The sequence below is a fragment of the Methylobacter sp. Wu1 genome, assembly GCF_036553575.1.
In the GTDB taxonomy this organism is placed as follows: Bacteria; Pseudomonadota; Gammaproteobacteria; order Methylococcales; family Methylomonadaceae; genus Methylobacter.
Genome location: NZ_JAZHOC010000079.1, coordinates 12,866 through 39,689, shown reverse-complemented (window position 1 = coordinate 39,689; position 26,824 = coordinate 12,866). Strand labels below are relative to the sequence as shown.

20 protein-coding genes are annotated in these 26,824 nt (G+C 55.6%); 17 read left to right on the top strand and 3 right to left on the bottom strand.

What is annotated here, in order from left to right; all coding sequences use genetic code 11:
• Positions 1 to 222: 222 nt before the first annotated feature.
• Genes V2P20_RS18900 through V2P20_RS18885 form a run of 4 tightly spaced genes read left to right on the top strand, consistent with a single transcriptional unit; the run spans position 223 to position 4,008 of the window.
• Positions 223 to 1,068: an amidohydrolase family protein gene (locus V2P20_RS18900; RefSeq protein ID WP_331821097.1), complete on the top strand. Its 846-nt coding sequence runs from the start codon at positions 223 to 225 to the stop codon at positions 1,066 to 1,068.
• Between the two features lie 18 nt (positions 1,069 to 1,086).
• The gene (locus tag V2P20_RS18895) at positions 1,087 to 2,838 is read left to right on the top strand and encodes a fumarate reductase/succinate dehydrogenase flavoprotein subunit (protein ID WP_331821095.1); all 1,752 of its coding nucleotides are present in this window, start codon (positions 1,087 to 1,089) and stop codon (positions 2,836 to 2,838) included.
• On the top strand, positions 2,828 to 3,055 hold the full coding sequence (locus V2P20_RS18890) for a ferredoxin family protein (protein WP_331821093.1): 228 nt from the start codon (positions 2,828 to 2,830) through the stop codon (positions 3,053 to 3,055). Before V2P20_RS18895 ends, V2P20_RS18890 begins: the two co-directional genes overlap by 11 nt.
• A gap of 5 nt (positions 3,056 to 3,060) precedes the next feature.
• Positions 3,061 to 4,008 carry a HEAT repeat domain-containing protein gene (locus V2P20_RS18885; protein ID WP_331821092.1) on the top strand — a complete coding sequence of 316 codons (948 nt, stop codon included), beginning with the start codon at positions 3,061 to 3,063 and terminating at the stop codon, positions 4,006 to 4,008.
• A gap of 65 nt (positions 4,009 to 4,073) precedes the next feature.
• On the opposite strand, the gene V2P20_RS18880 is transcribed toward V2P20_RS18885, so the two are convergent.
• Positions 4,074 to 5,699, bottom strand: coding sequence for a vanadium-dependent haloperoxidase (locus V2P20_RS18880; protein ID WP_331821090.1), 1,626 nt, complete (start codon positions 5,697 to 5,699; stop codon positions 4,074 to 4,076).
• 413 nt (positions 5,700 to 6,112) lie between these two features.
• Here V2P20_RS18880 and V2P20_RS18875 point away from each other — a divergent pair, with 413 nt between their 5' ends.
• From V2P20_RS18875 to V2P20_RS18845, 7 genes are all read left to right on the top strand, one after another.
• Positions 6,113 to 6,655, top strand: a complete 543-nt coding sequence (locus tag V2P20_RS18875) for a hypothetical protein (RefSeq protein WP_331821088.1) — start codon at positions 6,113 to 6,115, stop codon at positions 6,653 to 6,655.
• A 167-nt stretch (positions 6,656 to 6,822) separates the two neighbouring features.
• Positions 6,823 to 7,119 (top strand): hypothetical protein, encoded by a 297-nt coding sequence (locus tag V2P20_RS18870; RefSeq protein WP_331821086.1) that lies wholly within the window; start codon positions 6,823 to 6,825, stop codon positions 7,117 to 7,119.
• 91 nt (positions 7,120 to 7,210) lie between these two features.
• The gene (locus tag V2P20_RS18865) at positions 7,211 to 7,819 is read left to right on the top strand and encodes a GyrI-like domain-containing protein (RefSeq protein WP_331821084.1); all 609 of its coding nucleotides are present in this window, start codon (positions 7,211 to 7,213) and stop codon (positions 7,817 to 7,819) included.
• 72 nt (positions 7,820 to 7,891) lie between these two features.
• Positions 7,892 to 8,584 (top strand): ATP-binding cassette domain-containing protein, encoded by a 693-nt coding sequence (locus V2P20_RS18860; RefSeq protein WP_331821082.1) that lies wholly within the window; start codon positions 7,892 to 7,894, stop codon positions 8,582 to 8,584.
• Between the two features lie 635 nt (positions 8,585 to 9,219).
• Positions 9,220 to 10,011 carry an ABC transporter permease gene (locus V2P20_RS18855; RefSeq protein WP_331821080.1) on the top strand — a complete coding sequence of 264 codons (792 nt, stop codon included), beginning with the start codon at positions 9,220 to 9,222 and terminating at the stop codon, positions 10,009 to 10,011.
• 444 nt (positions 10,012 to 10,455) lie between these two features.
• Entirely contained in the window at positions 10,456 to 11,613 is a 1,158-nt protein-coding gene (locus V2P20_RS18850; protein WP_331821078.1) for an LLM class flavin-dependent oxidoreductase, read from the top strand.
• Between the two features lie 77 nt (positions 11,614 to 11,690).
• Positions 11,691 to 12,326: a class II glutamine amidotransferase gene (locus V2P20_RS18845; protein ID WP_331821076.1), complete on the top strand. Its 636-nt coding sequence runs from the start codon at positions 11,691 to 11,693 to the stop codon at positions 12,324 to 12,326.
• 146 nt (positions 12,327 to 12,472) lie between these two features.
• Here V2P20_RS18845 and V2P20_RS18840 read toward each other — a convergent pair whose 3' ends face one another.
• Together V2P20_RS18840 and V2P20_RS18835 are read right to left on the bottom strand one after the other, a co-directional pair.
• Entirely contained in the window at positions 12,473 to 15,043 is a 2,571-nt protein-coding gene (locus V2P20_RS18840) for a TonB-dependent receptor (protein WP_331821074.1), read from the bottom strand.
• Positions 15,044 to 15,988: 945 nt separating this feature from the next.
• Positions 15,989 to 17,383, bottom strand: coding sequence for an aryl-sulfate sulfotransferase (locus tag V2P20_RS18835; RefSeq protein WP_331821072.1), 1,395 nt, complete (start codon positions 17,381 to 17,383; stop codon positions 15,989 to 15,991).
• Positions 17,384 to 17,982: 599 nt separating this feature from the next.
• Here V2P20_RS18835 and V2P20_RS18830 point away from each other — a divergent pair.
• From V2P20_RS18830 to V2P20_RS18805, 6 genes are all read left to right on the top strand, one after another.
• A complete protein-coding gene (locus V2P20_RS18830; protein ID WP_331821070.1) occupies positions 17,983 to 20,898 on the top strand; it encodes a TonB-dependent receptor plug domain-containing protein in 2,916 nt (971 codons plus the stop codon).
• A gap of 419 nt (positions 20,899 to 21,317) precedes the next feature.
• Entirely contained in the window at positions 21,318 to 21,770 is a 453-nt protein-coding gene (locus tag V2P20_RS18825) for a rhodanese-like domain-containing protein (RefSeq protein WP_331821068.1), read from the top strand.
• Between the two features lie 121 nt (positions 21,771 to 21,891).
• Positions 21,892 to 24,234, top strand: a complete 2,343-nt coding sequence (locus tag V2P20_RS18820) for a DUF1549 and DUF1553 domain-containing protein (protein ID WP_331821066.1) — start codon at positions 21,892 to 21,894, stop codon at positions 24,232 to 24,234.
• A gap of 32 nt (positions 24,235 to 24,266) precedes the next feature.
• The gene (locus tag V2P20_RS18815; RefSeq protein ID WP_331821064.1) at positions 24,267 to 25,727 is read left to right on the top strand and encodes a DUF1501 domain-containing protein; all 1,461 of its coding nucleotides are present in this window, start codon (positions 24,267 to 24,269) and stop codon (positions 25,725 to 25,727) included.
• A gap of 109 nt (positions 25,728 to 25,836) precedes the next feature.
• Complete coding sequence (locus V2P20_RS18810) at positions 25,837 to 26,223, top strand: hypothetical protein (RefSeq protein WP_331821062.1); 387 nt, start codon at positions 25,837 to 25,839, stop codon at positions 26,221 to 26,223.
• A 12-nt stretch (positions 26,224 to 26,235) separates the two neighbouring features.
• Entirely contained in the window at positions 26,236 to 26,823 is a 588-nt protein-coding gene (locus tag V2P20_RS18805) for a peroxiredoxin (RefSeq protein WP_331821060.1), read from the top strand.
• Position 26,824: the final 1 nt, after the last annotated feature.

The following is a 26,824-nucleotide window of genomic DNA, read 5'->3' as shown; positions in this document are numbered from 1 at the left end:
ACAAGCGGCAACCGGGCGGCCTTTTCTTTGGTTACTTTCTTTTGGCCGCGCAAAAGAAAGTAACTCGCCTTCGGGTGCGATAAACCCGATTAAATAAAGCCGTCGCGCTAGCGACACTTTGCCAAACCGATCTGAATTCAACTTACTGCGTAACATCAGTTAAAGAATTTATAAAACTTAAGATGGGCATTAGCCCCCGGTTAATTTCGAATTGAGACAGATATGAAAAGAAAAATAATTGATATGCGCAGCCGGCCCTCGTTTCTGCATGACTTTTACGGCGCAACGCCCGGGACGGCCGAATACGAAACAGCCAGATGGCTGAACCGGCGCGTGGGATCGAAAAACGACGCGCATTTTATCCGCTCGCGGACAGTCGATGCGTTTGTCGAGGAAGTGCGCGAGGCGGGCATTGCGGCGGCGGTCGTGGTCGGGCGCGATACGCCGGCCTTGTCGATTGCCAATGACCGGATTCTGGAAATCACGGCGCCCCATAAAGAGCTTATCGGCATCGCCTCGGTCGATCCACAGAAACCGAATGCGCTTGATGAAATCGAGCGCGCCGTCAGACAGCTCGGGTTGGCCGGCATCAATATCGAGCCGGGGTTCGGCAACACTGCGCTCAAGGCGGACGATCCTTCCCTTTATCCGGTTTATGATGCCTGCGATCAGCTGGGCATCCCGGTTTTTCTGATGTCCGGTCCGACAACGCCGAATTTGGAACATGCCAATCCGGCCGCGGTGGGCGGGGTTGCCCGCGCGTTTCCCCGTTTGCCGATTGTCTGCTACCACGGCTTCTATCCGTACGTGAACGAAATGATAGGCGTCGCGTTTCGCTATGAAAACGTCTACGTCGTTCCGGATATGTATATTTTCCAGCCCGGCGGCAGTTTGTATGTCCGCGCCGCCAATGGCTTCATGCGCGACCAGCTGCTGTTCGGGACGTCGTATCCTTTCCGGGCCATGCGCCAGACGGTCGATGACTTTCTGACGCTGGGCCTGCATGAACAGGTACTGGACAACGTGCTGTTCAGGAATGCCGAACGGCTGCTGAAACTCGAACTTTAGAAAGGCTTATTACCCCTTATGGAAACTCAGAATATAGAAGTCGATATCCTGGTCATCGGCGGCGGCACGGCAGGGCCTATGGCCGCCATCAAAGCCAGGCAGAAAAATCCGGCGCTGAAAGTGCTGCTGCTGGAAAAAGCCAATGTCAAACGCAGCGGCGCCATCTCGATGGGCATGGACGGCCTCAACAATGCCGTCATTCCGGGCTACGCCACCCCGGAGCAGTATGTCAGGGAAATCACGGTCGCCAATGACGGCATCGTCAACCAGAAGACGCTGTTCGCCTATGCGGAAAACAGCTACGCTATGATCGAAGAGCTGGATAGCTGGGGCGTCAGATTCGAGAAGGATGAAAACGGCGACTACGCCGTCAAAAAGGTTCATCACATGGGAACCTACGTCCTGCCCATGCCGGAAGGGCACGACATCAAGAAAGTGCTGTACCGCAAACTGAAGCAGGCGCGCGTGGACATCACCAATCGCTTAGTGGCGACGCGCGTTCTGACAGGGCCTGACGGACGGGCCGCAGGGGCGCTGGCTTTTGATTGCCGCACGGGCGTTTATACCGTCATCCGCGCCAAAGCGGTGATTCTGTGCACCGGCGCGGCAGGGCGTTTGGGTCTGCCGGCGTCAGGGTATTTATTCGGCACGTATGAAAACCCTACCAACGCCGGCGACGGCTACAGTATGGCGTATCACGCCGGTGCGGAGCTGTCGGGCATCGAATGCTTCCAGATCAACCCCTTGATCAAGGATTACAACGGCCCTGCCTGCGCCTACGTCACCGGCCCCATGGGCGGCTATACGGCCAATGCCCGGGGCGAGCGCTTCATCGAGTCCGATTACTGGAGCGGGCAGATGATGCAGGAGTTCTATCAGGAACTGGCGGGCGGCAAGGGGCCGGTTTTCCTGAAGCTCAACCATCTGGCCGAGGAAACCGTCGCCAGCATCGAAACCATCCTGCACGGCAACGAACGGCCCAGCCGCGGCCGCTTTCATCAGGGGCGCGGCACCGATTACCGGACCGACATGGTCGAAATGCACATCTCCGAAATCGGCTTGTGCAGCGGGCATAGCGCCTCTGGCTTATGGGTCAACGAGCGCGCCGAAACTACGGTGCCGGGCTTGTATGCGGCGGGCGATCTGGCCTGCGTGCCGCACAATTATATGCTGGGCGCTTTCGTGTACGGCCGGCTGGCCGGCGAATCGGCGGCCGATTACTGCGCCGCTACGGAATTTGCAGCCATTGACGCGCAGCAAGTGGAAGCCGAGCGCCAGCGCATTTTCGCGCCGCTCACGCGCGGGCAGGGGCTTTCCCCGGCTCAGGTTGAATTCAAGTTGCGCCGGTTGGTGAATGACTACCTGCAGCCGCCGAAAGTGGCGCGGCGCATGGAAATCGGCCTCAGGCGCTTTGAAGACATCCGCGCCGATCTGCAAAAAATGGCCGTGTCGAACCCGCATGAACTCATGCGGGCCGCCGAAGTCGGCTTTATTCTGGACTGCGCCGAAATGGCGGCTCGGGCCTCGTTGTTCCGCACGGAAAGCCGCTGGGGACTCTACCATTACCGGCAGGACTATCCCGAGCGCAATGAGGCGGACTGGCAGGCGCATGTTCAGGTGAAGAAAGACCGCAGCGGCAACATGCAGGTGTTCAAGCGGGCGCTGGAGCCTTATCTGGTCGAGCTGGAGGAAACCGAAAAGAAAGTCTACCAGCAGTTGCGCATTCAACCCCGACAAACGAGTTCATCAGGAGAACACCATGGCGTTTAGTGATATCGATTTTCCGGTCAAAGTGAATCTGGACGCTTGCATAGCCGACAAAGGCTGCACAGTATGCATCGATGTTTGTCCCCTGGACGTGCTGGCCATAGACCCGGCAACGGGCAAGGCCGGCATGAAATACGACGAGTGCTGGTATTGCCTTCCTTGCGAGAAGGACTGCCCGACTCAGGCCATTAAGGTGGATATTCCCTATCTGTTACGGTGACTGCCATGGACTCTGCATTAACTGATCGTCTTTCCCATGCCGATCTCGTCGTGCGCCGTGTGGCGCTGATGTCACTGCTGGATGAAATGGACCTGGATTCCGCCGAACCCCTATTAATCGCCGCGCTAGAAGATCCAGCCAAGGAAGTGCGTCTGGAAGCTGCAAAAGCGCTGGAGGCCCAAGATAGTCCGGAGGCAGTGGCTGGGCTGTTGAGCGCTTTGGAAGATATTGAACCCGCGGTACGGGAAGCCGCGGCCCAATCGCTGAGCGCCGTTAAAAATCCAGCGATCGGTGCATTGCTGCTGGAACAGGCAGACAATGCCGATGCCGGCGTCCGCGCCGCGATTTTCCGGGCGCTGCGCGAACTGCGCCTGCCCGAGGCAACGCGGCCTGCGCTCAAGGGCTTATCGGATGAGGACGCCAGTGTCCGTCGAGAAGCCGTAGCCGTGCTGGGCTGGTTAAAAGCCCATCCGGCCCTGCCGCAGATGGTCGTGCTAGCAACAAACGATCCCGATGCCGAAGTGCGGCGAGCCGCCGTCGGGGCGATAGGCTTTTCAGCCGAGGCTTTAGTAAGCAGCGCCGTGCAATCGGCGCTGGCTGATTCGGACTGGCAGGTACGCGAGACTGCGGCTGCCGTAACTGGAAAGCTAGGGCTACAGGAACTTGCGCCCGCCTTGATTGCCGCTTTGCATGACAGCCACTGGCAGGTGCGCCTCAAGGCCGCTCACAGTCTTGGACGGCTCAGAGAGGGCGGCGCCGTGGCGGCGTTGTGCGGTTTGCTCTTTGAGCCTGTCAGCAACTTGCGCAAAGAGGCCGCGCTAGCTTTGGGGGAAATTGCCGATCCGGCATCGATCGATCCGCTGTTTGAGGCTGCAAGCGATCCGGACCCGGACGTGCGCAAAGCCGCAAATCTGGCCTATTGCCGAATCAAGGCTTTGCACAATCTTTCCTGAATAGCAGTGCTGGGCGCTTTTCCACAAACCTGAGAAAAACGCCCAGCCCTTATCATGCCTTCGGGTTAATGGTTCTCGCCATGCTCTTTGTCATCAGTGAGGCCGAAGAATCCCGAGTTGGCGGAATCGGCGATGAGTATCGATCTCAGGCGTTTAGCCGTAGGAATATCCCGTCCGCCTTCAAAAACGCTCAACCCTGACGCTGCCGGGTCCGTTTTGCTTTTAATGATCGCATCGGCTACCGCCAGACCGAGCGTCTGGCCCTGATAGTTGTCATTGCCAAAATGGATGCCCAGATAAACCCGGCTCTGCCCGTTCTCCAGCTGCAGTTGGGAGAAGGTTGAAACTTCCCGCGTGGTCGCGTCGCTGCCGTTAAGCAACGGATTGGTGCGGCCCGTGCCGTTGTTCGTGCTGATCAGCCAGGGAATCGTGGTGAGGCTGACGGATGCGCCGGTCTGATCGATCTTGTCCGTTTTGAAGAAAGCCCGCAGTATTTCGGCGCCTGCCGCGACGGTGGTGCTGTGGCCGGCGGTGCTGGAAGGGTGCGGAGGCGTGGACGCCAGGGGCTTCCAGTCATAGCTGGCCACATTGCCGGCTGCATCGGCGTTCAGCGCCGTGATTGGCCGCCAGAAGACCAGATCGTATTTGGATTGCCAGGCGGCAATGCGCGCATCCGCCAGGGCATTGTCCAATGCCGCGAACAGACGGGCGTTTTCATTCAGCGTCAATCCGCGCCTTAACGAGGCGATGCGCGCGGCTTCGTTAGTGAAGAGCTCGGCGTCCGATTTGTAGTACAACGCCTGTAAAGTCTGGTCTTCCGTGCGGCTGCCGGGATGTGCGGAATCCTGCCCGTGGCTCTGCACGAAAGCCAGCTCGGCGTTATATTCCTCGCTGCCTATTTCAAGCGAAGGCGGGACGGCGGCAGCGAGTTGCTGTTTTTCCAGCGTGCTCAGGCTGAACGGCTTGACGTTCTTCCAGTTGAAGTCGATGGACGCCGCGGGCAGGATGGCGCCTTGCGCATCGAAGCCGGTAGGCGCGCCGGTAACCGGATCGATGACGCCGGCCCCGCCATTGCTGGGCCGCCACAGCCCCGCGCCGGGATTGCCGTCGGCGTTCGGGACGACAGTCCCCGCTGGGGAGACGGACAGATTGGTTGAGGGTGTATAGGTTGTCCTGATCGCCGAAAAATCGCCGGTTCTGGCAGCGATGGCCGCTTGCGCCGCCGCCCGGCCTGTGGCGATGCCGGGATCGGCATCACTGACGCCCAAAGCCGCCAGATCGCTCACCAGCTGACTGTCCAGCCAGGCGCGCGTGGATGTCCAGGCCGCGTTATTCGGCAGCGTGCCGAGCAATACGTCGTGCGCGGCCTGCGCCGCTGCCGCTTCCGCCGAATGCGGCGTCAGTCCTGCCGGAGTCGAGCCGGCATGGTAATAATAGCTGTTAGGGCTGAAACGATTGATGGCGTTGACGGCATTGAACACAGCTCGGGCTTCGATGGCTTCAATGCGCGTGGCGACGTTTGTGTTCAGCGCGATGCCGGCATTGCCTGTTATGGCCGAAGTGGCGCCCTTGGTGGCCAGAATCGTGTATTCGTTCCAGTCGGTGACGGTATCGGCGGAAGCCTGCAGCGCCGCGGCTGTCATGACGGCAGCAGATAAATGGAAAGCAAGAGATGACGAATTCTTTTTCATATGACCTCTATTGAATCTTGATTGAGCCAATCCCTGACAGTCATGCTCTGAGTCAGGCATTGCCAGCTATTCTGGAGAAAGTCCGCAGAGTCCGGGAGCATTTTCAGCAGATTTTGATGTGCTGTCAGCTGTGCAATATTCAATAATCAATTGTTATGCCATGTTCCAAGCTTTTGTATCGCAAGCAAAATAAACAGCTAATGCGCATTGATTGTTGCTGGATAAACATAAAACGCTGAAGCGGTGCGTCTTCTGCAACAGTGCATCGGTTGCCTTTGGGGGAATACGGGAATATCCTATTCCGCCCTGCACAGGCTGTGGAATTATCTATTTGAAATTCATCTTTCTGTATATCTTCCAGAATCAGAAGGCATGTGGAAACTATTTAATCACTTGTTAGACGAAAATATCTGATGGACAAAGCTCATATTTTGGGGTTGTATCGAACAAAGCTGAATCATATAAAGCTTACTTACGCTTGCCTGATCATGTGGTCGTATCCTGATATTCCGCGAGTATTCAAAGAGTTACATAGAGAAATAATAAAAAATGATGACAAGGGTATTTCAGGGTTGTTTCCTGACATTGAACAGTTTGTAGATGATGACATAGCGTTAAGGATTGCCACAGAAGAGTTATACGCTTCCGCACATAGGGCAGCAATTAAGGAATTATTCCCGCTCACAAAGTACTATTGCCACAGCACAAACCAGCTGTCTTTGCTGAAATCGCAATCTTGGTTTCAGTTTTGGAGAATACTGAGAAATTGTTGGTCTCATGAGATGAAGTTCAATTTCAATCCAGACGAAAAATCACGTTTGCCGGTTGAATGGTCGGGAGTTGTAATAGATATATCCATGAATGGAAAACCACTCACACACGGAGATTGCTCCTACGAAAAAATTCGCGAGTTAATCGAAGCAGCACAGGAGTTTGTCAAATATGAACTCGCCTAACTTGGGCTTTAATCTGATGCTAGCGAGGTAGGATGCGGTGAGGTACGAACCGCATCGTTCGCGATCGATGCGCGTCACTGTGTTCAGTGCATTCTACGAGCTATGGCGATTTCATTGTTAAACTCTGGCCCCGAGTTACAAGTCTTCTCAAATAATCGGGGGCTCCAATGAAAGTGATAGCAAGCGTTTTTGCGCACCTGCTGTTTGCATGTGGATTTCTTGCCTTTATTGCTATGCCGACCAATAAGTACGCATGGATGCAAGAAATAGATCCATCAATTTCGGCATTACCGGCTGATGATGGCGCTGGTAATAGAACGATATTCACACTCCTGCTTTTGATCATCATCGTCGCAGCACAACTAGGAATAGTCATCACTTCTGCAAGCAAGAAGGAAAAAGTGGTTTCAATAGTCCTTGTATTAGTGGCAATCTCCGCATGGTTGTTACGTTTTTGGCAATGAAACTGCCCAACAAGGCGCTTCAGCCGCCCATTCAACCGCTGCGCGGTTTTTCGGCTGCTGAGCTTTACTCTAGTCGTCATCAGGAAGCCCCATGGAAAAAATCGACCTCAGAAAAGAACTGAAGCATCTGTACCAGCCATCCGCCAAGGAAGTCGTTCAGGTTGAAGTGCCAGCCTTCACGTTCCTCATGGTCGACGGCGAAGGCGACCCAAACACATCACAGGAATATGCGCAGGCCGTAGAGGCCTTGTTCTCTGTGTCCTACACGGCTAAGTTCATGCTCAAGAAAGGGCCGCGGAAACTTGACTATGCGGTGATGCCGCTCGAAGGGCTTTGGTGGGCGGATGACATGTCCGCTTTCGCGGCCAATGATAAGGCCAAGTGGAAGTGGACGATGATGATCATGCAGCCGTCCTTTGTAGAAAACGACATTGTCGAGTCGGCCATTGCCGAAGCTCGGAAAAAGAAAAATCTTCCAGGCATTTCCAGGCTGCGCCTGGAAACCTTCTGCGAAGGCCGCTGCGCGCAAGTGCTGCATGTTGGCCCATTCTCCGAAGAAGGACCGACGATCCGCCGCGTTCATGAGTTCATCGATTCGCTGACCGGCCGAGCCGGAAAGCACCACGAAATCTACTTAAGCGATATTCGGCGGGCAGACCCGAAGAAATGGAAGACGATTATTCTTCATCCGATGCTATGATGCCTCACATTGCGAACGTCGCTCTTTCTCAGCGTTGAACGATTGCAGGATTAAATCGGATTTTTACACATAATGCCCCCTATCATTCAATTTGACCGCGTGTCGGTCCGCATCCATGAAAAAACGCTGCTGTCGGAGATCAGCTTTGATCTTTTTGCCGGCGAAAAAGCCGTGTTATGCGGCAAGTCCGGATCCGGCAAGAGCAGTGTGCTGAGGGCTTTGCTGGGCTTGCTGCCGCTGACTCAGGGCATGATCCGCTTTCAGGGAAAACCGCTTGATGCCGCATCGGTTCAGGCCGTTCGAAGCCGCATTGCCTATATAGGACAGGAGCCGATACTGGGCGCTGAAAGCGTAAGGGAAGCGCTGCTGCTGCCTTTCCAGTTTAAATCCCATCATGGCCATAAGCCCACGGAAGCGCAGATCATGGACGTATTGCAGCGTTTGCATTTGCCCGCAGATATTTTGCGCCAGGACAGCGGCCGTATTTCCGGCGGGGAAAAACAGCGGATTGCGCTGGCGCGCGGCCTGCTGCTGGGCAAAAGTATTTACCTGCTGGACGAAGTGACCAGCGCGCTGGATGCGGCAAGCAAACAAGCGGTGTTCGAGGTTTTTTCCGATGCCAGTTTGACAGTTTTATCGGTCGCTCACGACCCCGACTGGATCGAACGCTGTGATCTCGTTTTCGAAATTGAAGAAGGGCGTTTGATAAGTCGTCGAGGGCGCGCCGGGTTTGATGCGTCAATAGGCTCGTCAGGACTGCATTAAGTTCCTGAATTTGGAGATTGAACAACCAAGTGTTGAACGTTTCGGACGGGGCAACATGCCCCGTCCTGCTACAGCCTACACAGGCTGCATTAGGTAACTGATGTTGGTTTGCGCCCTATTCCGTTTGCCGTGCCGAGCACCGCAGCTTTTGGCGGCGGTAGGCTAGGTTGATAAACCCAACATTTGGAGTCTCCCCATCTTTGTAGGGTACGCATCGCGTACCTTTCCGGACTTGCGGTGTACCGAAAAGCCCTGAACTGCATTAGGTAACTGATGTTACGATAGGCACCTTTTCCCGTTTGCCGCGCCGAGCACCGCAGCTTTCGTCGAGAACAGCCCTCAGGGGCGCTGCATGGATGCAGCGCCCCTGAGGGCCAAGGATGGCCCTTCTGGCAACCCTCGTCGAAAGTGAGGAGCACAGGAAACAAGCGGCAACCGGGTCGCCTTTTCTTTGGTTACTTTCTTTTCGACTGCATGGATGCAGGAGGTAGAGCAATGCAGGAGCAATTGCCGAGGCGACGCAAAAGAAAGTAACTCGCTCTCGGGTGCGAGAACCCGATTAAAATAATCCGTCGCGCCAGCGACACTTTAATTAAATCTCAACTGACTGCATAACATCAGTTAGGTAAACCGCAATGGAAACACTGGATATCACTCTCCCCCGGATGGCACTGCTGTACGGCCTCTGTCTGCTGCCCTGGCTGCTGCTCTGGTTGATAGGCCTTCGCCTGAGCCGGGATATCGGCATCAGCATTTTGCGCATGACTGTTCAGTTATCCCTGGTCGGGATTTATCTGAAAGCGCTGTTCGACCTGAATAATCCCTGGCTCAACGGCTTATGGATACTGCTGATGCTGATGGTCGCCGATTTGAGCATCCTGCAGCGCGCAGGGCTCAAGGCGCGCTATTTCTTTTTGGCCACTTTGACGGCCATTGCCTCCAGCGTCATAGTATCCACCGCTTATCTGGTGATGCTGGTGATCCAGCCGGCGCTTTATTACGACGCACGCTACATCGTGCCGCTGGCCGGCATGATTCTGGGCAATTGCCTGCAAGGCAATGTCATCGCGCTGGAACGGTTCTATTCCGCCTTGCGGAAAAACGAGCAGGAATACGAGACTTTCCTGATGCTGGGCGCGAACCGCTGGGAAGCCGTCCGGCCCTACTTCCGCGCCGCCATTAAGGCCGCCCTCAATCCGACCATCGCCGGTATGGCCACTATGGGACTGGTTTCATTGCCCGGCATGATGACCGGTCAGATCCTGGGCGGCAGCGAGCCCTGGATCGCGGTGAAATACCAGATCGCCATCATGATCTGTATTTTTGCCAGCACCGCCATTGCCAGCATCATCAATCTGAGGCTCAGTCTGAATATTGCCTTCGATGCGTTCGATGTCCTGAAGACTGAAGTGATTGAGAAGCGCTGATCGGGCTCTATAATCGCTTTGTGCCTTTTCCTCTTCGAGAAAAGGAGAATCTGGACCTGTAGTGCGCGAATTTACTTGTGCCCTTTGCGGGTACTTGTGCCCCTTGGGGGTATTCGCACTGCCTGTCTATCTCGGCTGTTCCGGGTCGAATGAATTCGACCCTACGGCGGCCATCAGTGTATTAAAAAGCTATTTTAAAAACCTGTGGGGGCGACTTCAGTCGCCCATTTCAGAGCCAAGAGGCGACTGAAGTCACCCCCACAGGGTCTGCCGTGATTCTCCAGCTCTGCTTTTACAACAACAGCACTGTACCAGCAGGTGCTGCATAAACAGCAACAAGACTCTATCAATCGCCCTGCCGGCGCTGCCTGATCTGCCCAGAACAATGGCACAGCCATTGCATTGCTCCATAGAAGCATTGCTATAACGAAGGTAGAGCCAGTCATGAGTGTAACGAGAAGCGAAAAAAAACGGCTGAAGTTGAGCGTGTTCCTGCCTGGCGACAGTCGCCATCTGGCGGCCTGGCGCCATAATGAAGCATCTGAATACGCAGAATTGAATTTGACGCATTATATCCGGATCGCCAAAACAGCCGAGCGCGGCAAATTCGATGCCCTATTCCTTGCCGATACCGCGGATCTGTCCGCAAGCAATAATGAAGCCTTAGATCTAACCAGTCCGGTGGATCATTTCGAGACTGTCACGCTGTTGACAACACTCTCTCACGCCACTGAATGCATCGGCCTTATCGCAACCGCTTCCATTGCCCATGCCGACCCCTACAATCTGGCCAGTAAATTCGCGTCGCTCGATCATATCAGTGGCGGCCGCGCCGGCTGCAATCTTATTTCGATTCCCGACAATGCCAAATCCAAGTACCCCAGCCTATACAATCAGATCGAATACAGAGCGCATTTCGAGACCGCCGGCCAATATCTTGATGTTCTCGCGAGCATTTGGGATAGCTGGAAACATGAAGCTTACGTTTACGATCTGCAAAACTGCTCAGCTCACAGGGCGGGTGATATAGCGGCGTCTTATCATGGCTGCCCCGTTATGGTTCAGTCAGGGGTATCGGATGCCGCCGTGGAATTGGCCGCACAGACAGCCGATCTGGTGTTCACTGCGCAGCACGCGCTCGAAGCCGCCAAAGCCTTCCATTCGAAGCTGAAAGGCAAGTTAATCAAATACGGGCGTTCGCCGGAACAGACCAAAATCCTATCGGCCGTGCTTCCGGTGATCGGCAGGACCGAGCGCGAGGCCCGCGACAAATATGAAATGCTTCGGTCGCAGGCTGACAGGCCTTATTACACGGGCGCTGCCGGCGCAGGGTTTCAGCAGGCGATGATAGGCACGCCGGCATCCATCGCGGATCAACTGGAAGACTGGTTCGTCAGCGGCGCTGTCGACGGGTTCAACATCATGCCGCCCTGCCTGCCCGGCAGCCTGGACGATTTCGTCAATCTGGTCATTCCCGAATTGCAGCGCCGGGGCCTGTTCCGTACCGAGTACGAAGGGGTAACGCTGAGAGAAAATCTGGGTCTGGCTCATCAGGAAGACCCGTTCAACAGGCGCATGTTTCATTTTCCGGCGGCCTCCTAGCGGCCGCGCTTTGCTGAGCCTATTCATGAATTTGAGCCTGAATCATTGATGTATAGACGATCCATGAGAATTAGCCTATGTGTCTGATCATACATAAGCCGAGGCATGCCAAGGTGCCTGTAGACCTGCTGCGGTCAGCTGCCGAGCATAACCCCGACGGATTCGGTCTGATGGCTTTCGGCGGGTCGAGCTGGGTTAACGTCAAGCGGCGGCGCACAACCTGCTTTAACGCATTGCACCGGGCTTACAGAAGCGTGGGCGATCAGGAATGCGTCATTCATTTGCGGCTGCGCACGCGGGGCGACATCACGGCCGCCAATACGCATCCTTTCAGGGTGACGCCCGATGTTTACATGGTGCACAACGGCACGCTGGATATCGAGTGCCGGGTGCAGGGGCGTTCCGACAGCTGGCATGCCGCCCATGATTACCTGCGCCCCATCCTGCGGCACAACCCGGATCTGCTACACAGCCAGGATTTTCAGGCGCTGCTGAAAACCTGGATCGGGCCGGACAACCGGCTCGTCTTCATGGACGCGCGCCGGCAGAAAACCGTCATTGTCAACCGGGAACACGGCGCCGAATTCCAGGGCTTGTGGTTGAGCAACACGCGCTGGTTCGATGCCGGCCGATTCGGATTGCCTCAGCAGGAGCGGGTGCCGGTGGAGCCCCTGCCGGTTTCTTTCGTAAAACTGAAAGCCATGAATAAATAGACGGCTAGGCTGGGTTGATAAGCCCAGCTTTTCAAAGCCGCCCCTGCCGGGTTTCCGCTAAAGCTCCAACCCAGCCTACACAGGTTGTTAAAAGAAAGGAACTCGCCTTTAGCCAAACCTGAATTCAACTGACCGCATAACATCAGTTAGAACTTCGAATTCAATACCAGCCCGACATAGCGGCGGGCACCGATGCCGTCGTAACCGACCGGATAGGTATTGCTGTAATCATTGACGCTGGTGGTGTACTGGGTATCGAACACGTTATTGGCCACCAGATTGATTTCGTACCTGATTTTGCCGCCAGTGAATAGACCGATGCCGACGTCCGTGACTTGATAAGCGTCCTGCTTGCCAAATGACGATAGTTGCGCTTCAAGATTCTGCGACGAGCGCACGACCGAGTTGACCCAGGCGTGCTCGGTCAATCCGGCAAATCCCAGCGGCTTGTGCAAGTCCACGCCAAAGATGCCGGTCAGGTCAGGCGCGCCGCCCACCTGCCTGCCGGTAAAATCGCAGACCGCCTGTACCGAAGTGGGGATCTCCGCCGGGCAAGTCGCGGTGCTCCAGTCGGTATAACGGGCATGGTTGTAGGCGCCGCCGAAGCTGAACGTCAACCAGGGATTTGCGTAATAAGCGGAATCGATTTCAACCCCCATTGCGGTAATCTCGGGAATATTGCCCAATTCCGAACGGTAACCGGTTTGCTGAGTCGCATCGGGAATACTGGTGGTAGCCTGATAATCGGTAATCGTGGTGTGGTAGAGATTGATATTGAACATCAACGATTTATCGAGCAGCAAACTTTTCAGCCCCAACTCGAAATCCAGCGATTTTTCCGGTTTTACATAGACATTCGAGCCATCGGAATTATTAAACTGTACCGAACTGGATTTTTGCCCGCCGGCGGCCGACGCATAGACCATGACGTCTTTGTTGATTTTATAGCTGGGATTGGCCAGCCAGGAGGTTGACCATTCATCGATGCGGTTGCCGGACTGCCGGCCGTAAGTCTGCGCGACTCGTGCCTCGCGGATGGCGTCTGCCGTGGCGTTGCCGGTTGAAGTCAATGGCGAGCCGTCATAAAAGGTAGCGGTTTTCTCGATACTGTTGTTCTTGCTTTCGAAGGTTTCGCGGATGCCCAAAGTCAGCGTGGCTTTGTCTGTGATATGCCAGTTGACCTGCTCGAATAACGCAATACTGTCGGTGGATGGCGTGGTGTTGGTCTTGACGAAGACATTATTCAAAGAACTGCGCAGCAAACCGACATTACTGTTTATTAACGCGTCGTATTGTTTATTACTGGCATAAAAAGCCCCGGCATCCACGCCATACAAGTTTCTGCCGGTGGAATCGGTTTCAGTATGCATCAGAAACAAGCCGCTCTGGGTATCGAGCCAATCGAACGGCGACCAGGCATAGCGCAGCTCCTCGGAATACTGCCTGGTATCGACTTTTGTACCGCCTCTGGCGATATCGAACCTGGTTTCTTCACTATCGTTTTTGGCATCGAAGTGAAATTCGCGATAAGCCAACACCGATGTCAATGTACCCGGCCCAATATCCCAATCCAGTTTTCCGGAAACGCCGCCGTTAATGGTAGGCAGCGGCTGAGCCTGGCCTATATCGATTTTGTTCCAGGCCTCGTCGCCGATGATGGGCTGATAACCATTGAAATAGCCCCGGGAAATCCGGCTGGTAAAGGTATTGGTTCTGGGCGAACCGTTGAGAAAAGTCGCCGGCTCGAACATTTTCGGTTTAACGTTGCTGTTTTCGTGTGCTTCGGCGTAATCGATGTTCAGCCTGAATCGCAGCGCTTCACTCGGCGTCAGCAGGAACTGCAAGCGGCCGCCGTAGCGTTTACGTTCGTTGTAGGTGCCGCCTTCGGGATTGATATTATGCAGGTCGCCGTCCTGCGTATTGATAAACGCCGAAGCGCGAAATGCCAGTAAATCGTCGACTATCCCATTGCTGTAAGACGCTCTGGCTTTAAATGCGCCGGGCAATACGCCAGTCTGTTGATTGCCGCCGACCTCGCCTTCAACAAAGCCCTGTTGAATAAAGCCGGGCGCCTTGCTGGTATAGTTGATCACGCCTATGGTCGTGTTCTTGCCCATCAGGGTCCCTTGCGGCCCCCGCAACACTTCAATCCGGTCCAGATCGGTAAAGTCCTGATAGGACATGCCGACGTGGCTCATGAAAACATCATCCACCATCACGCCAACCGCGGGCTCCATACTGTCATTGCCGCTGGCCTTGCCGATGCCGCGTATCGAAATACCGGTCCGTCTGCCGTTGGGGGTGGTCGCCGTAACGCCGGGCGCACGTTTGGTCAGATCCTGAATATCATAAGTCCTGTCGCGTTCAATATTTTTGTTTCCCAGCACGGTAATCGGGATCGGCACGTCCTGAAGTTTTTCTTCTTTGCGCCGCGAAGTCACTACTACTTCCGACAGGTTTTTAGGTTCGACAGCTTCCTGTTCAAGTTCTGCCGCCGCTGCAGAAACAGCGCCTTTTGCCGGCGTTGGCTGAAGGGGAGGTGTGCCGGCATTTGCCGTATCGGCAGGAGCGTTCTCGTTGGTCAAGGCCCTTAGCCGTGCATTCTCCTTCTCGCTTGCTGCCAATTTCTGCTTTAAACGCGCTATTTCAGCGGCGGGATCGCCGGAGATAGCTTGAGCGAAGCCATGGCCCGGCATCAGCAGGCAAGCTCCCGCCATAAACATTACCGGTCCGTTCAGGCTTGCCCGGTGCCAAGCCGCTACTTTGGTTGGCAATGTGTTTTCCCTTAGAATGCCAAATACTTTGGCGGACAAAAGCCGCTTTTCAATCCTGCTCCCAGGCGGCTGTTTCAGGCTTTTGCTTATAATCGGCAGCCGGCCTAATCTATCGATCCCCATCTACTTCCCCACTTGTCATTTATAAATGTTTTGGTTTTGTTTGCTTCATGTCAGATCGGATGCATAAAAGCGCCGACTGCCGTAAACAGGGGGATTTCATTCGCTGGAGAACCGGCGTTGTTGTGACTGCCTCTCTGTTTCTCGACTGTTGTCCGGGCATCAGCCTCAAGTGCTTTTTGCGCCCGGCTTTGCTTCCTGATCAGCACAAAGATCGATTGGCTTTCGCATCTTCCATGCCAGATCAAGCCCAATGTGAAAAATCCACCGACGGAATTTTTCAAACAACTGTTTTAAAAGTAGGTAATTACACGTAGGGCTCAGACAAATAATCGGACTCTGACAAAATCGAGGTATTGGGGACCGGACGCAACTGCTTCCTGAGCATCAATTTACAAGCTTTTTTGTTGATAGCCTGCTTCCTGAGGCGCAACGGGGCTTAGCTTTGATTACTCGATAACTGATGTTACGCAGTTGTAGGGTCGAATTCATTCGACCCGGGACACCTGAGATATATAGGCAGTGCGAATGAATTCGCACCTACACGGCAGATCCGAATGCGCCTGGCGCGCTTACCGTTGGTATTTACTCTCGTAGCTTTACTGCCTTAACCAATACCTTCCGGGAGTACAAGTGCCGTAAGGGTCGCAGTAACACTAAAACAGAACATAGATCGATTCATGCGTAACATCAGCTCAATAACCTATAGGGTATCGCGTATCCGATGGAATCATGCCCCATGGCTATTCAATCCATGGGGCAGGGCGGTTATTTTACCGCCGGCAGATGAAACTGGCTGGGATCGGGCGGGATCACGGCATTCTCGGCATGCGGCGTTCCGGCCGGAACCCACTCGTAGGGCACGGGCTGGGCGCGGTAAACCTGGTAATTGACGATTTCGCGCCCGGTTTGCCGGTCTTTGTTGCGGCTTGGGTAGGGATTGATGTATTCCCAGACGATCTCGCCGGCAGGCGTGACCTGGAAGAACCGGCCGACCTCGCCCTCATCGATGAAGGTGTTGCCGTTCGGCAAACGGCGCGCGTTGCTGATATGGGCGCTGCGGAAGCTCCAGCCGGGTCGGCCGGAATCCTCGGCCGTGTACTGCCAGACGATTTCCTTTTTGACCGGATCTATCTTCAGTATCCGCGAGCCGCCGGTCACGGTCAGCGCCGCGGGCGGATAGCCCCCTTCGCCCTGGTTGTCGAAGACCAGCAGATTGCCGGCGCCAGGGAGCCCGGCCGGAATGATATGGGCATCGTGCTGGCCGCTGATCTGATCCACGGGGCGCGGCGTTTTGCGGCTGACGTCGATGCCGGATTCGCCGATGGCGGGATAATGGGGACCCAGCGTCCAGACGACCTGGCCGGACTGCTTGTCGATGATGGCGATAAAGTTGGCATTGCGGGAGTCGATCAGCAGGTTGTCAGGATGAAAGCGCCGGTCGCCGGCATCGTACCAGCGGTTGGGGCCGATGACCTTCAAATTGTTGAGATGCAGGTAATCGGCATTTTTGGATTCCTTCACCAGTTTCAGCTCCTCCGGCGTAAAGCCAAATTCCCCGATGTGGTCGGAAGCCTGCCACGTCCATACAATTTCGCCTTCCGGGTTGACTTCGTAGACCACATCGTCGAGCACATTGGGCTGCGCGAAGCCGGGAACCGGATGAACGAGGTTGGCGAGCACCAGGGTGTTGCCGTTCGGCAGCCTGGCCCAGTCATGATGTTGCTGCGCCCGGCCGCCCGGCGCTTTTTCGCCGAACTGCCAGACGGTCCTGCCTTCCCAATCCTGTTCGCCGATCGTTTTCGAGACGCGCCGGCCAACCCGGCCCGGCACCAGGTCGGAGCCGTTGCCTTCTTCGGTGGCGAGGGTCAGCAGTACATGGCCCGGCTCGTCGCCCGTCAGCGCAGGGTCGATCAGGGTAATGAGCGAGCTTTCATTGCGCCATTGATGCACCGGATTGCCGTTCAGGTCGATCAGGCGGGCAATCTTGTCGCCGCCGGTAAACAGCACGAATGAATTGTAAGCCTTGGCAGGATCGTAGCGGAGGGTGCCGGTCGGGAAAATGCTTGGTTCTCCCCGCGCGGACAAGGAAATGCAAGTTCCCAGCGCGCCCGCCAATAAAGTGAAAGCCGTCTTGGCCGGCTTGTGATCAAAAATCTTCATGTCCATTTTTCCTTGTTCCGAGGATTGAGTTTCTTCAAAAAACGCGCAGTCATGCAGGCCCGCCGCCGAATGCTGTGTTCAGTGAGCTGAGCTTCAATCCGAGTAGCAGCTATCGTACCAGCCCGTAAGTCAGGACGGGGAGAGGCACTCGCTTCATCGAGGCGGCCAAGAATCCGAGTGTTCGCAAATCTTCAGCCCGCAGGCCAATGTCCGGCGATGCCTGCAGTTCATATGGGTTGCTGTTGGAGAAACAGCCCATCAGCAGGGTGCTTATGTTAGAACAGTTGGCATCGGCTAAAGGTGTTGGCGAAAGCGCCAATCGATGTCCTCCCGGATCATTGTTATGACATAAAGTTTTTTAAATTCAGACAACTACCTGTTTCACGAGAGAGGATAGGACAAGGAAACCCTGTTTTTGCCTGCATGGCACGAAATCTGCGTTTTCAGGAGAGCGTTGCGGAAAGCATGGGTAACGCCATCTATATATCAGTGCTACGAATGAAATGGATCTTGCTGCCTGTGTATGCGCTGCGGCTAAAACAATTACTTCACGGATCGATGCACTGTTTTAATTTTATTTGTAAGGAAATGGGGTAGTAATGAAACGCAAAATGGGAGATGTATTTTCAACCGCCTTGGTCCGGCAGGCGGTTATTCCTCAGGCGATCGGCTCGCGCCGCAAGTTATCCTCCAGCATAGCCGTGGCGATAACAGGCGTTTCCATGTTGTCCGTATCCGGCGTGCAGGCGGCGGATGCGAAAAAAAGCGTGCAGGAACTGCAGGCGGAAGTGGAGCGCTTGACGCAGGAACTGGCGGCGGCGAAAAAGCGGGAGCAGGATTTGATCAATAAAAGCGCAGCCGCTGCGCCTGCCGGGACAGCGCCCCCCGTTGCCGCTGAAGCGCCCGCTGCTGTTGAAGCGCCGGCGACGGAAGTGGCCCAGGCAGAGCCGGAAGAAACCAAGGATCTGGGCGAAGTCGTGGTACGCGCGCGGCCCAAGCTTGAAAAGCTGCATAATATCAAACAGTCGGTGTCGGTCGTTTCGGGCAAGGAGCTCGATCGCGAGCTGTCGCTGGACCTGGGCGCCATTACCCGGCGCGCTTCAAACGTCCAGTTCAACCAGAACAACACGCGCGGCGCCTCGTTATCGATCCGCGGCGTGGGCAAGCGGTCTTTCACGGAAACCCAGGACCCCAGCGTAGGCGTAACGGTCGATGGCGTCAGCTATGCGCTGACGCAGCTTGCCAACTTCGATTTCTACGATGTCGATGCGGTAGAAGTCACCCGCGGCCCCAGAGGTACGGAGGGCGGCTTGAGCGCGAGTTCGGGCAAGGTCAATGTTTATTCCAAGCTCCCGACCTTCATTCCCACGGCCGAACTCTCGGCGGCTTACGGACAGCGTGAAGCCCTCATTCTGAAGGGCGCCCTGGGCGGCGGCGTAATCGATGATTTTCTGGCGACGCGCATTTCCTTCCTGGTCGACAAGGGCCGGGGATTCTATACCCAGTCCTATGATGACAACTACAGCCTTTACAACAAGGACCGCCTGAGCGGCCGCGTGCAGTTTCTGTTTACGCCCAGCGAAAACTTCAAAGCGAGAGTGGGTGCCGATTTCGAGCCCAGACAGCCGCAACTGCAGAACGGCCTGACTTTTTACCATGACAATCCTTTCCGATTCGCCGACGGCAGCCTGGTGGACCCGAACGGTACACAGGCGAAAGCCAGGTTGTTCGGTTTTACCAACAATGCCGGCGTTTTTACCGGTCCTCGTCCTTACTTTGAGAACAGAGGCTTTACCTGGGCTGATTATATCGGCGGCGAGCAGCGGAAAACCGTCAATTTCAATGAAAACCAGGGGCAGACGGTATCCAACAAAGGCGCTTACGTGCAGCTGGACTGGGATGTCGCCGGCCATCGCCTGAGCTCGAATACCGCCGTGCGCTCTTACAGCTTCGATGCCCATAACGATGAAGGCACGCCTTTCGACATCAACCTCGATGGCGGCGGCGGCGTCAACTACAACCAGTACACGCAGGAGTTCAAGATCATCGACCAGCCCGGCGGCTTTATCGATTACCGGGCCGGCCTGTTCGGCATCCAGACCCGCAATGACATCGTTTCAAAGACAGGCTGGGGGGCAGACGCGGGCGCCTGGCTGGCCACCAACGCGCAGTACAACACGCTGGACAGGAACGCGGGCGAGAATCGCGGTTCGGGGCTGGCTTTGCTCAAGGATGCCTTGCAGGATGCGCGTAAAAAAGGCGACACCGAGGTTCATACCTATGCCGGTTCCATCTTCGGGGAATCCGATCTGCATTTTACCGACGCCTTCACGTTAACCACAGGATTGCGCGTGACCAAAGAACACCGCAGGACAGTGGATACGGTCCAGTTAGCGAAGAATGGGGCCGGCGGCGCGCTGAACCCGGTATCGGTACGCGACGTGCAGCTCGGCGGATTTGATTCCGCGACTAATGGCGAATTGCAGGGCGCCAACTCCGCGGACCAGTTGAAGTTGGCTGACAGCGTGGCCAACCGCTACTTTGGCGCTGCCGTGACGGATACGCCGGGCCAGGCTTACAACAGCCTGACCGAGGCCCAGAAGAATCAGGTCGGTACCGCCAAAAGGCTCCGCAGCCAGCAGATCGGGCAGCTGTACAATCCCGTCAAGAGCACTTACACGGATCTGCTGTTTACGGCCCAGGTGACGCCCAGCTACAAGATCAATAACGACCTGACTACCTATCTGTCCTGGCAATACGGCGAAAAATCGGGTTCCGCGCTCAATGTCAACGGCGTATCTCGCAATGTCAAGCCGGAAAACACCCACGCCCTGGAATTGGGCCTGAAGTCGTTCTGGCTCGATAAGTCGCTGATATTAAACGTCGACGCCTTTGTGATGGATATCCACAACTACCAGCAGACGGTGCAGGTCGTCGATCAGTTTCAGACCGATATCAACATCGCCAACGGGCAGGCCAATCCGACGGCTTACACGAGCGCGCAAGGCAACGTCAAGAAGGTGCGCGTGCACGGCGTGGAGCTGGACAGCGTGTATAACGGCATTCCGAACCTGTCGCTGCGCTTCAACGGCGCCTATAACATCGGCAAGTACATAGACTACGACAATGCCGGCAAGCCGGAAGAGCTGGCGTACCTGCCGGAACCTTACATTGATCAGAGCGGCAGGATCCTGCCGGGCGCTTCGAAATGGAGCTTTACCGTAGGCGCGGAATATGTCAAACCGGTTTACGACAAATATCTGTTCCACACCAGCGTCAATACCAATTTCCAGAGCGGCTACAACAACGCCGATAACCTGTCAGCCTATGGCTGGGTCAATTCAAGATCGCTGACGGATGCCGCGATCGGCATAGGCACAAAGAACAATGTGCTGGACTTAAGCTTTATCGTCAAGAACCTGTTTAACAATGCTACGCATGAAGAGGGCTGGAACAGTTACAGTCCTAACCCCTATCCGCTCTGGTATGGCGTTCAGTTGAGCGGCAAAATTTAACGCGCTTTTGCATCACCGCAAGGATGCGGACTCCCCTGGGCTCCGGTTATTTCCGGAGCCTTTTTTTATTTGCAGGCATCTCTTACCGGGCGGCATCAAGCAAAAGTCATCTGCGAGCCCGATTCTCAGCGGAACTGTTGTTTATCCAGCCACATGGGATGTTGATAGGTTGCTGCAATTTCAACAATTCCCTGCGCTATTTTAGCTGTCGGCAAACACTTACAGTTGCCCTCAAGCTAGAGCGGTGGCCGCAATTTCTCTTCATATCAATAAATAGGACGTTTCCAGACCGGCTGGCTCCGAAAACCGGCTGGTCCTGCACCTCTGGCATGGAAGTTGCGATACAGCTCATGACCAATCTTGATCATCGTACACGCCCGTGTGCGTTTAACCATTCACATTGTTTAAGAGAAATAATAATGAAAAAAGTAACAAACCTGCTGTTGTTGATGGCCCTTGTAGCCCCTGTTGCCTTTGCGGCCAGCCATGACCATGCTGGAAAAGCCGAAGCGCCGGCCGCTCATGCTTACAAGTACAAAACCCCGAAACTGAGTCGTGCGCAGATAGACGCCTTGCTGTTGAAACCGGATCAGCTGCTGATCATAGACGTGCGCCGTCCAGACGAGATAAGCAAAATTGGCAGTTTTCCGGTGTATCTAAATATTCAAGCCAAAGAACTGGAAAGTGCGCTGCCTTTTATTCCAAAGGATAGAAACATTGTCACCGTCTCCAATCATGCCGGCCGCGCCGGCGCTTCAGCCGATCTTTTGGCTGAGAAAGGCTTCACGGTCGTCGGTGCGATAGGCTCGCAAAACTATGAAGAGGAAGGGGGCAAGATAACCAAAATCACGCCGCCGGCTCCGAAAAAATAACTGACGCGAGTAAGTCGGGGACAGAAGAAAAACGTTAATCCTGGTAAGGCCACAGTTCTGTGGCCGTTTAGGGCGATAGAGCCAGCAAGGTTTTAAGTCCTTTTATTTTTGGAGTAGGTCAATGAAAAAGAAAATATATCCTGCCGTTTTATGGAGTCTTGCGGTAGCGATGGCGGGCAATGCCCTGGCGGCGGGCGAGAAGCCCGCGGGCGCCAAGGCTGACGCGCCGCAAGCTACGCAGTCCAAATCAAAACTGTGGTCTTACCAGCTGGTGAAAGCGCCGGTCATCCCAACCGTCAAGCAGCAAGCCTGGGTACGGACGCCGATCGACGCCTTCATCCTGCAGAAACTGGAAGAAAAAGACATCAAGCCGTCTGCGGATGCCGACCGCGCTGCTTTCATCCGACGCGCCACGCTGGATGTCTGGGGTGTCATTCCCACGCCGGAAGAGGTCGATGCGTTCGTCAACGACTCATCCGACAACGCTTACGAAAAGCTGGTCGACCGCCTGCTGGCGTCGCCCAGATACGGCGAGCGCCAGGGCCGCAAATGGCTGGACCTGGCCCGATATGCCGACAGCACGGGCTTTCAGAACGACAACGACCGGCTGAACATGTGGCGTTACCGCGATTACGTCATTCATGCGTTCAACCAGGACAAGCCTTACAGCCGCTTCATCCAGGAACAGCTGGCCGGCGACGAGCTGTGGCCGGGCGACGAGCAGGCCCTGATCGCCACAGGCTTTATGGCGCAGTTCCCGGACAACAGTAACTCGCGCGACCTGGTCCAGCGCAAGTACCAGATCACCACCGACATCACCGATACGGTAGGCAAGGTCGTCCTGGGGCAATCGCTGGAGTGCGCGAGATGCCACAACCACAAGTTCGACAAGATCAGCCAGAAGGACTATTACTCGCTGCAATCGTTTTTTGCCAACATCAACGCCGTCGACAATATTCCGGCCAAAAAAGGCGAGATCGAACGCAACTACGAGCAGCAATGGGCGAAATGGGAAGCCGCCACCAAAGACATTCGCGCCAAACGGAAAGCGATTATCGACACCGCCAGGGAGGCGGCGCTGAAGTATCACAAGGAGCGTTATCTGACCGACAGCCGGGAAGCCATCTTCAAACCTAAAGACCAATGGACGCCGCTGGATCGCTGGGTTAACCACCGCCTTACGAATGTCACGGACGAGCAAAGCCTGACGGCCTACTTTAAAGAGAAAGGCGAAAGTTCGGACCCCGCCACTTACAGCAAGGATCTGGCGGACAAATGGGCCGAGTTGGACAAGCTGAACAAGCAGCTCAGGAAATTCAACGACCTCAAGCCCGCTACCACTTCCAATACGATCTCTGCCATGACCGAGCTGGGTTATCCCGACGCGCCGCCCACCTTTGTACTGGCCGGCGGCGATCACGAGAAGCCTCTGGAAGAAGTGCAGCCGGCGTTCCCTGCGGCCATTACCGACGAGAAGCCCGACATCAAGCCGCTGTCGTTCTCATCGGGACGCCGCAGCGCCCTGGTCAAATGGCTGACCAGCCCGACCAATCCATTGACGGCGCGGGTCTATGTCAACCGGGTCTGGGATCAGTATTTCGGGCACGGCATCGTGACGACGGTCAGCGATTTCGGCAAGGCCGGCCAAAAACCGACGCATCCCGAATTGCTGGATTACCTGGCCGACAAATTCGTCAAGGACGGCTGGAGCGTGAAAAAGCTGCATCGCGAAATCCTGTTGTCGAGCGTCTACCGGCAGTCGTCGGATCACCGCGAAGAGGCGCACAAGGCCGATCCGGACAACAAACTGCTGGCCGTTTTCCCGCGTCAGCGTCTGGAAGCCGAACAAGTGCGGGATTCGTTGCTGGCCGCGTCCGGAAAACTGGAAGAGAAGGTGGGCGGGCCAAGCGTTTATCCGCCGCTGCCTAAAGTGATCAAGACGGGCGAGGCCAACTTCAATGGCGATCCGGCCTGGAAAACGTCCAAGGATGAGCACGACCATAACCGCCGCAGCCTGTATGTCTTTACCCGGCGCAGCCTGCCTTACCCGATCCTGGATTCGTTCAACATGGCCTCTCCGCAGGATGCGCACAGCAAACGCGAAGTGACGACCACGCCGTTGCAGGCGCTGACGCTGTTCAACAGTGAAGTGGTGTTCGATTGGTCCAAATCGCTGGCGGGCCGCGTCATCAACGAGGCGGGCGACGATGAATCGGATCAGCTGGACAGGCTGTATGAAATCCTGTTCGCCCGTGAGCCTGAAAGCAGCGAAAAGGACGCTCTGCAAGCCTTTCTGGACGAGCAGGAAAAGGTCATCCGGGAAAAAGCATCGAAGGGCAAGTTTGAGGTCAACGTGCCCATCGGCGTGAAAGACAAACCACTGACCGATCCCGTCAGAACGGCAGCATTTGTTGACCTGGTGCATTCGGTCGTCAATTCGAACGAGTTTATCTACCGGTTTTAAAGACAACACATCATCTACGAGAGGTTTGCATTATGAAAAACAAGTCACGTCGAGACTTTCTATATAAAACCGGTTACGGCCTGGGCGGATTGGCGCTGAGCGGCCTGATGCCCGGCGGCGGAGTCATCTCCAGCGCGTTCGCTGAAGAAGCCGTAAGCGCATTGGCAGGCGGCAGCCCCCTGGCGCCCAAAGCGCCGCACTTCCCGGCCAAGGCCAAAACGGTCATCTGGCTGCACATGGCCGGCGCGCCCAGCACGCTGGATCTTTACGACTACAAGCCGGAGCTGATAAAACTGGCCGGCACAGGGGTGCCCGCCTCTTTCCTGAAAGGCATCAAGACCAGTACGCAAGGGGGCATTACCAAATTGATCGCCACCAAGCGCACCTGGAAACAGCACGGTGAAAGCGGCGCCTGGTTTTCCGATTTATTGCCCAATCTGGCTCAGCACGCCGATGATATCGCGTTTATCAAATCCAGCGTCACGATCGGTGCGACGCACGATATTTCAATATTGAAGTTGAATTCGGGCGGCCTGAATCCGGGACGGCCTACCTTGGGCGCATGGGTGCAATATGCGCTGGGCTCCGCCAATCCGAATCTGCCCGCTTACGTGGTGCTTTATAACGACAAGCGCGAGCCCAGAGGCGGCGTAACCAACTGGAGTTCGGGCTTTCTGCCGGCGGTCTATCAGGGTACGCCGTTCCGCCCCGGCAACTCGCCGATTCTGCATCTGAACAATCCCGAATATCTGGCGGTAGCCGAAAAACGCCATTCTCTGGATTTGCTGAAGAAACTGAATGAGCAACACGGTTCCCGTTATCCTGAAGATTCAGAGCTTCAGGCGCGCACTGAATCCTATGAACTGGCCTATCGCATGCAGGAAACTGCGCCGGAAGCGGTCGACTACAGCAAGGAATCCGATGCGGTCAAGGAACTGTACGGGCTTAATGATGAAGTCACGAAACCTTACGGCGAACTGTTGCTGCGCGCAAGGCGCCTGACCGAGCGCGGCGTGCGCTTCATCCAGGTCGTATCCGGGCCGACGGATATCAAGGGCGACAGCCGGGACTGGGACGCTCACTCCAACATCGAGGAGAATCACAGCACGCATGCGCGCATCGTCGACAAACCGATCGCCGGCCTGCTCAAGGATCTGAAAGCCAATGGCCTGTTGGATTCCACACTGGTGGTCTGGACCTCGGAGTTCGGCCGGACCTCCTGGAGCGAGTCCGGCGACGGGCGCGACCATAACCCCTGGGGCTACACGCAATGGCTGGCGGGCGGCGGCGTCAAGGCGGGCACGACTTACGGCTCGACCGATGAAATCGGCCTGCAGGCTGAAAAAGGCAAGGAAGTCGATACCTATGACCTGCACGCGACGGTCCTGAACCAGCTGGGCCTGGATCACCTGAAAGTCATCTACAAGAACCTGGGCCGGTCCGAGCGTCCGACCGTGGTTTACGGAAAAGTCATCAAGGAACTTATCGCCTAGGAAGGCTCGCCCGGTCCCGGAAGATCAGGCTTTCGGGACCGGAGCGATTCAAGCAGTTATTACAAAGAGTACATGACGGAGCTACCGCTGCCGTCGGCAAGGATCAAATATGCGCAAAATGATTAACCTTTTCGGAATCGTTCTCGTGTTGGCGAGCAGTGTGGCCGCTGCCGAAAGCGAATTCGATTTCGAAGAATTGATGGAAGCAGTAGACAACAACACCCATAACCTGCAGGACAGCATCACCAACAAGGACCGTGATTCGGCCATTGCACTGGCCAGAGAGCTTCAGAATGCGTTCAAACTGGTCGAAGGCTTCTTCCAAAAACGCGGCAATGCCGCCGATGCCGTGGCCGACTCCAAGGTTTATCAGGACAATGCGGCCGCCATCGTGAAATTCGTCGAAGCCAGCGACTACGAGTCCGCGTCCAACAAGGCCATCGAGATTTCCAAGTCCTGCGATCAGGCCTGCCACGATACCTACAAACCCCTTTAAATGAGCACTTACATGAAACGTTTTCTATTAGCTTGTCTATTGTCGAATGCCATCACGCTGCCGGCCGCTGCCGCCCTGAAAGAAGGCGATACGGCGCCGGATTTCGAGGCGCAGGCTTCGCTGGCCGGCAAACCTTTTGCCTTTTCCCTGAAAGAATCGCGGAAAAAAGGCCCTGTCGTGGTCTATTTCTATCCGTCGGCCTATACGGGCGGCTGCAATCTGCAAGCGCACACGTTCGCCGTCAACCATGACAAATTCACGGCCGCCGGCGCGACGGTTATCGGCGTGTCGCTGGACAGCATCGAGCGGCTCAACGTCTTTTCGGCCGATCCTGAGTACTGCGCGGGCAAAGTGGCCGTCGCCTCCGATGCCGACGGCAAAATCAGCAAAGCCTTCGATCTGGCCGTGAGAGAGGCGGCGCCGGGCAAGAAGGATACGCGCGGCGAGGAAATCAATCACGGCTTTGCCGAACGCACGACTTTCATCGTCACGCCCGATGGCAGGATAGCGGCAACGCTGGACGGGCTCAAGCCAGTCCAGAATGTTGAAAAGGCGCTAGCAGTCGTGCAGCAGCTGGCGGCCAGTCAGGCAGCGAAATAGC

Excerpts from the sequence above, each read along its gene's own strand:
- V2P20_RS18900 (WP_331821097.1), top strand. The coding sequence starts at position 223 with ATGAAAAGAAAAATAATTGATATGCGCAGCCGGCCCTCGTTTCTGCAT.
- V2P20_RS18895 (WP_331821095.1), top strand. The coding sequence starts at position 1,087 with ATGGAAACTCAGAATATAGAAGTCGATATCCTGGTCATCGGCGGCGGC.
- V2P20_RS18890 (WP_331821093.1), top strand. The coding sequence starts at position 2,828 with ATGGCGTTTAGTGATATCGATTTTCCGGTCAAAGTGAATCTGGACGCT.
- V2P20_RS18885 (WP_331821092.1), top strand. The coding sequence starts at position 3,061 with ATGGACTCTGCATTAACTGATCGTCTTTCCCATGCCGATCTCGTCGTG.
- V2P20_RS18880 (WP_331821090.1), bottom strand. The coding sequence starts at position 5,699 with ATGAAAAAGAATTCGTCATCTCTTGCTTTCCATTTATCTGCTGCCGTC.
- V2P20_RS18875 (WP_331821088.1), top strand. The coding sequence starts at position 6,113 with ATGGACAAAGCTCATATTTTGGGGTTGTATCGAACAAAGCTGAATCAT.
- V2P20_RS18870 (WP_331821086.1), top strand. The coding sequence starts at position 6,823 with ATGAAAGTGATAGCAAGCGTTTTTGCGCACCTGCTGTTTGCATGTGGA.
- V2P20_RS18865 (WP_331821084.1), top strand. The coding sequence starts at position 7,211 with ATGGAAAAAATCGACCTCAGAAAAGAACTGAAGCATCTGTACCAGCCA.
- V2P20_RS18860 (WP_331821082.1), top strand. The coding sequence starts at position 7,892 with ATGCCCCCTATCATTCAATTTGACCGCGTGTCGGTCCGCATCCATGAA.
- V2P20_RS18855 (WP_331821080.1), top strand. The coding sequence starts at position 9,220 with ATGGAAACACTGGATATCACTCTCCCCCGGATGGCACTGCTGTACGGC.
- V2P20_RS18850 (WP_331821078.1), top strand. The coding sequence starts at position 10,456 with ATGAGTGTAACGAGAAGCGAAAAAAAACGGCTGAAGTTGAGCGTGTTC.
- V2P20_RS18845 (WP_331821076.1), top strand. The coding sequence starts at position 11,691 with ATGTGTCTGATCATACATAAGCCGAGGCATGCCAAGGTGCCTGTAGAC.
- V2P20_RS18840 (WP_331821074.1), bottom strand. The coding sequence starts at position 15,043 with ATGGCGGGAGCTTGCCTGCTGATGCCGGGCCATGGCTTCGCTCAAGCT.
- V2P20_RS18835 (WP_331821072.1), bottom strand. The coding sequence starts at position 17,383 with ATGAAGATTTTTGATCACAAGCCGGCCAAGACGGCTTTCACTTTATTG.
- V2P20_RS18830 (WP_331821070.1), top strand. The coding sequence starts at position 17,983 with ATGAAACGCAAAATGGGAGATGTATTTTCAACCGCCTTGGTCCGGCAG.
- V2P20_RS18825 (WP_331821068.1), top strand. The coding sequence starts at position 21,318 with ATGAAAAAAGTAACAAACCTGCTGTTGTTGATGGCCCTTGTAGCCCCT.
- V2P20_RS18820 (WP_331821066.1), top strand. The coding sequence starts at position 21,892 with ATGAAAAAGAAAATATATCCTGCCGTTTTATGGAGTCTTGCGGTAGCG.
- V2P20_RS18815 (WP_331821064.1), top strand. The coding sequence starts at position 24,267 with ATGAAAAACAAGTCACGTCGAGACTTTCTATATAAAACCGGTTACGGC.
- V2P20_RS18810 (WP_331821062.1), top strand. The coding sequence starts at position 25,837 with ATGCGCAAAATGATTAACCTTTTCGGAATCGTTCTCGTGTTGGCGAGC.
- V2P20_RS18805 (WP_331821060.1), top strand. The coding sequence starts at position 26,236 with ATGAAACGTTTTCTATTAGCTTGTCTATTGTCGAATGCCATCACGCTG.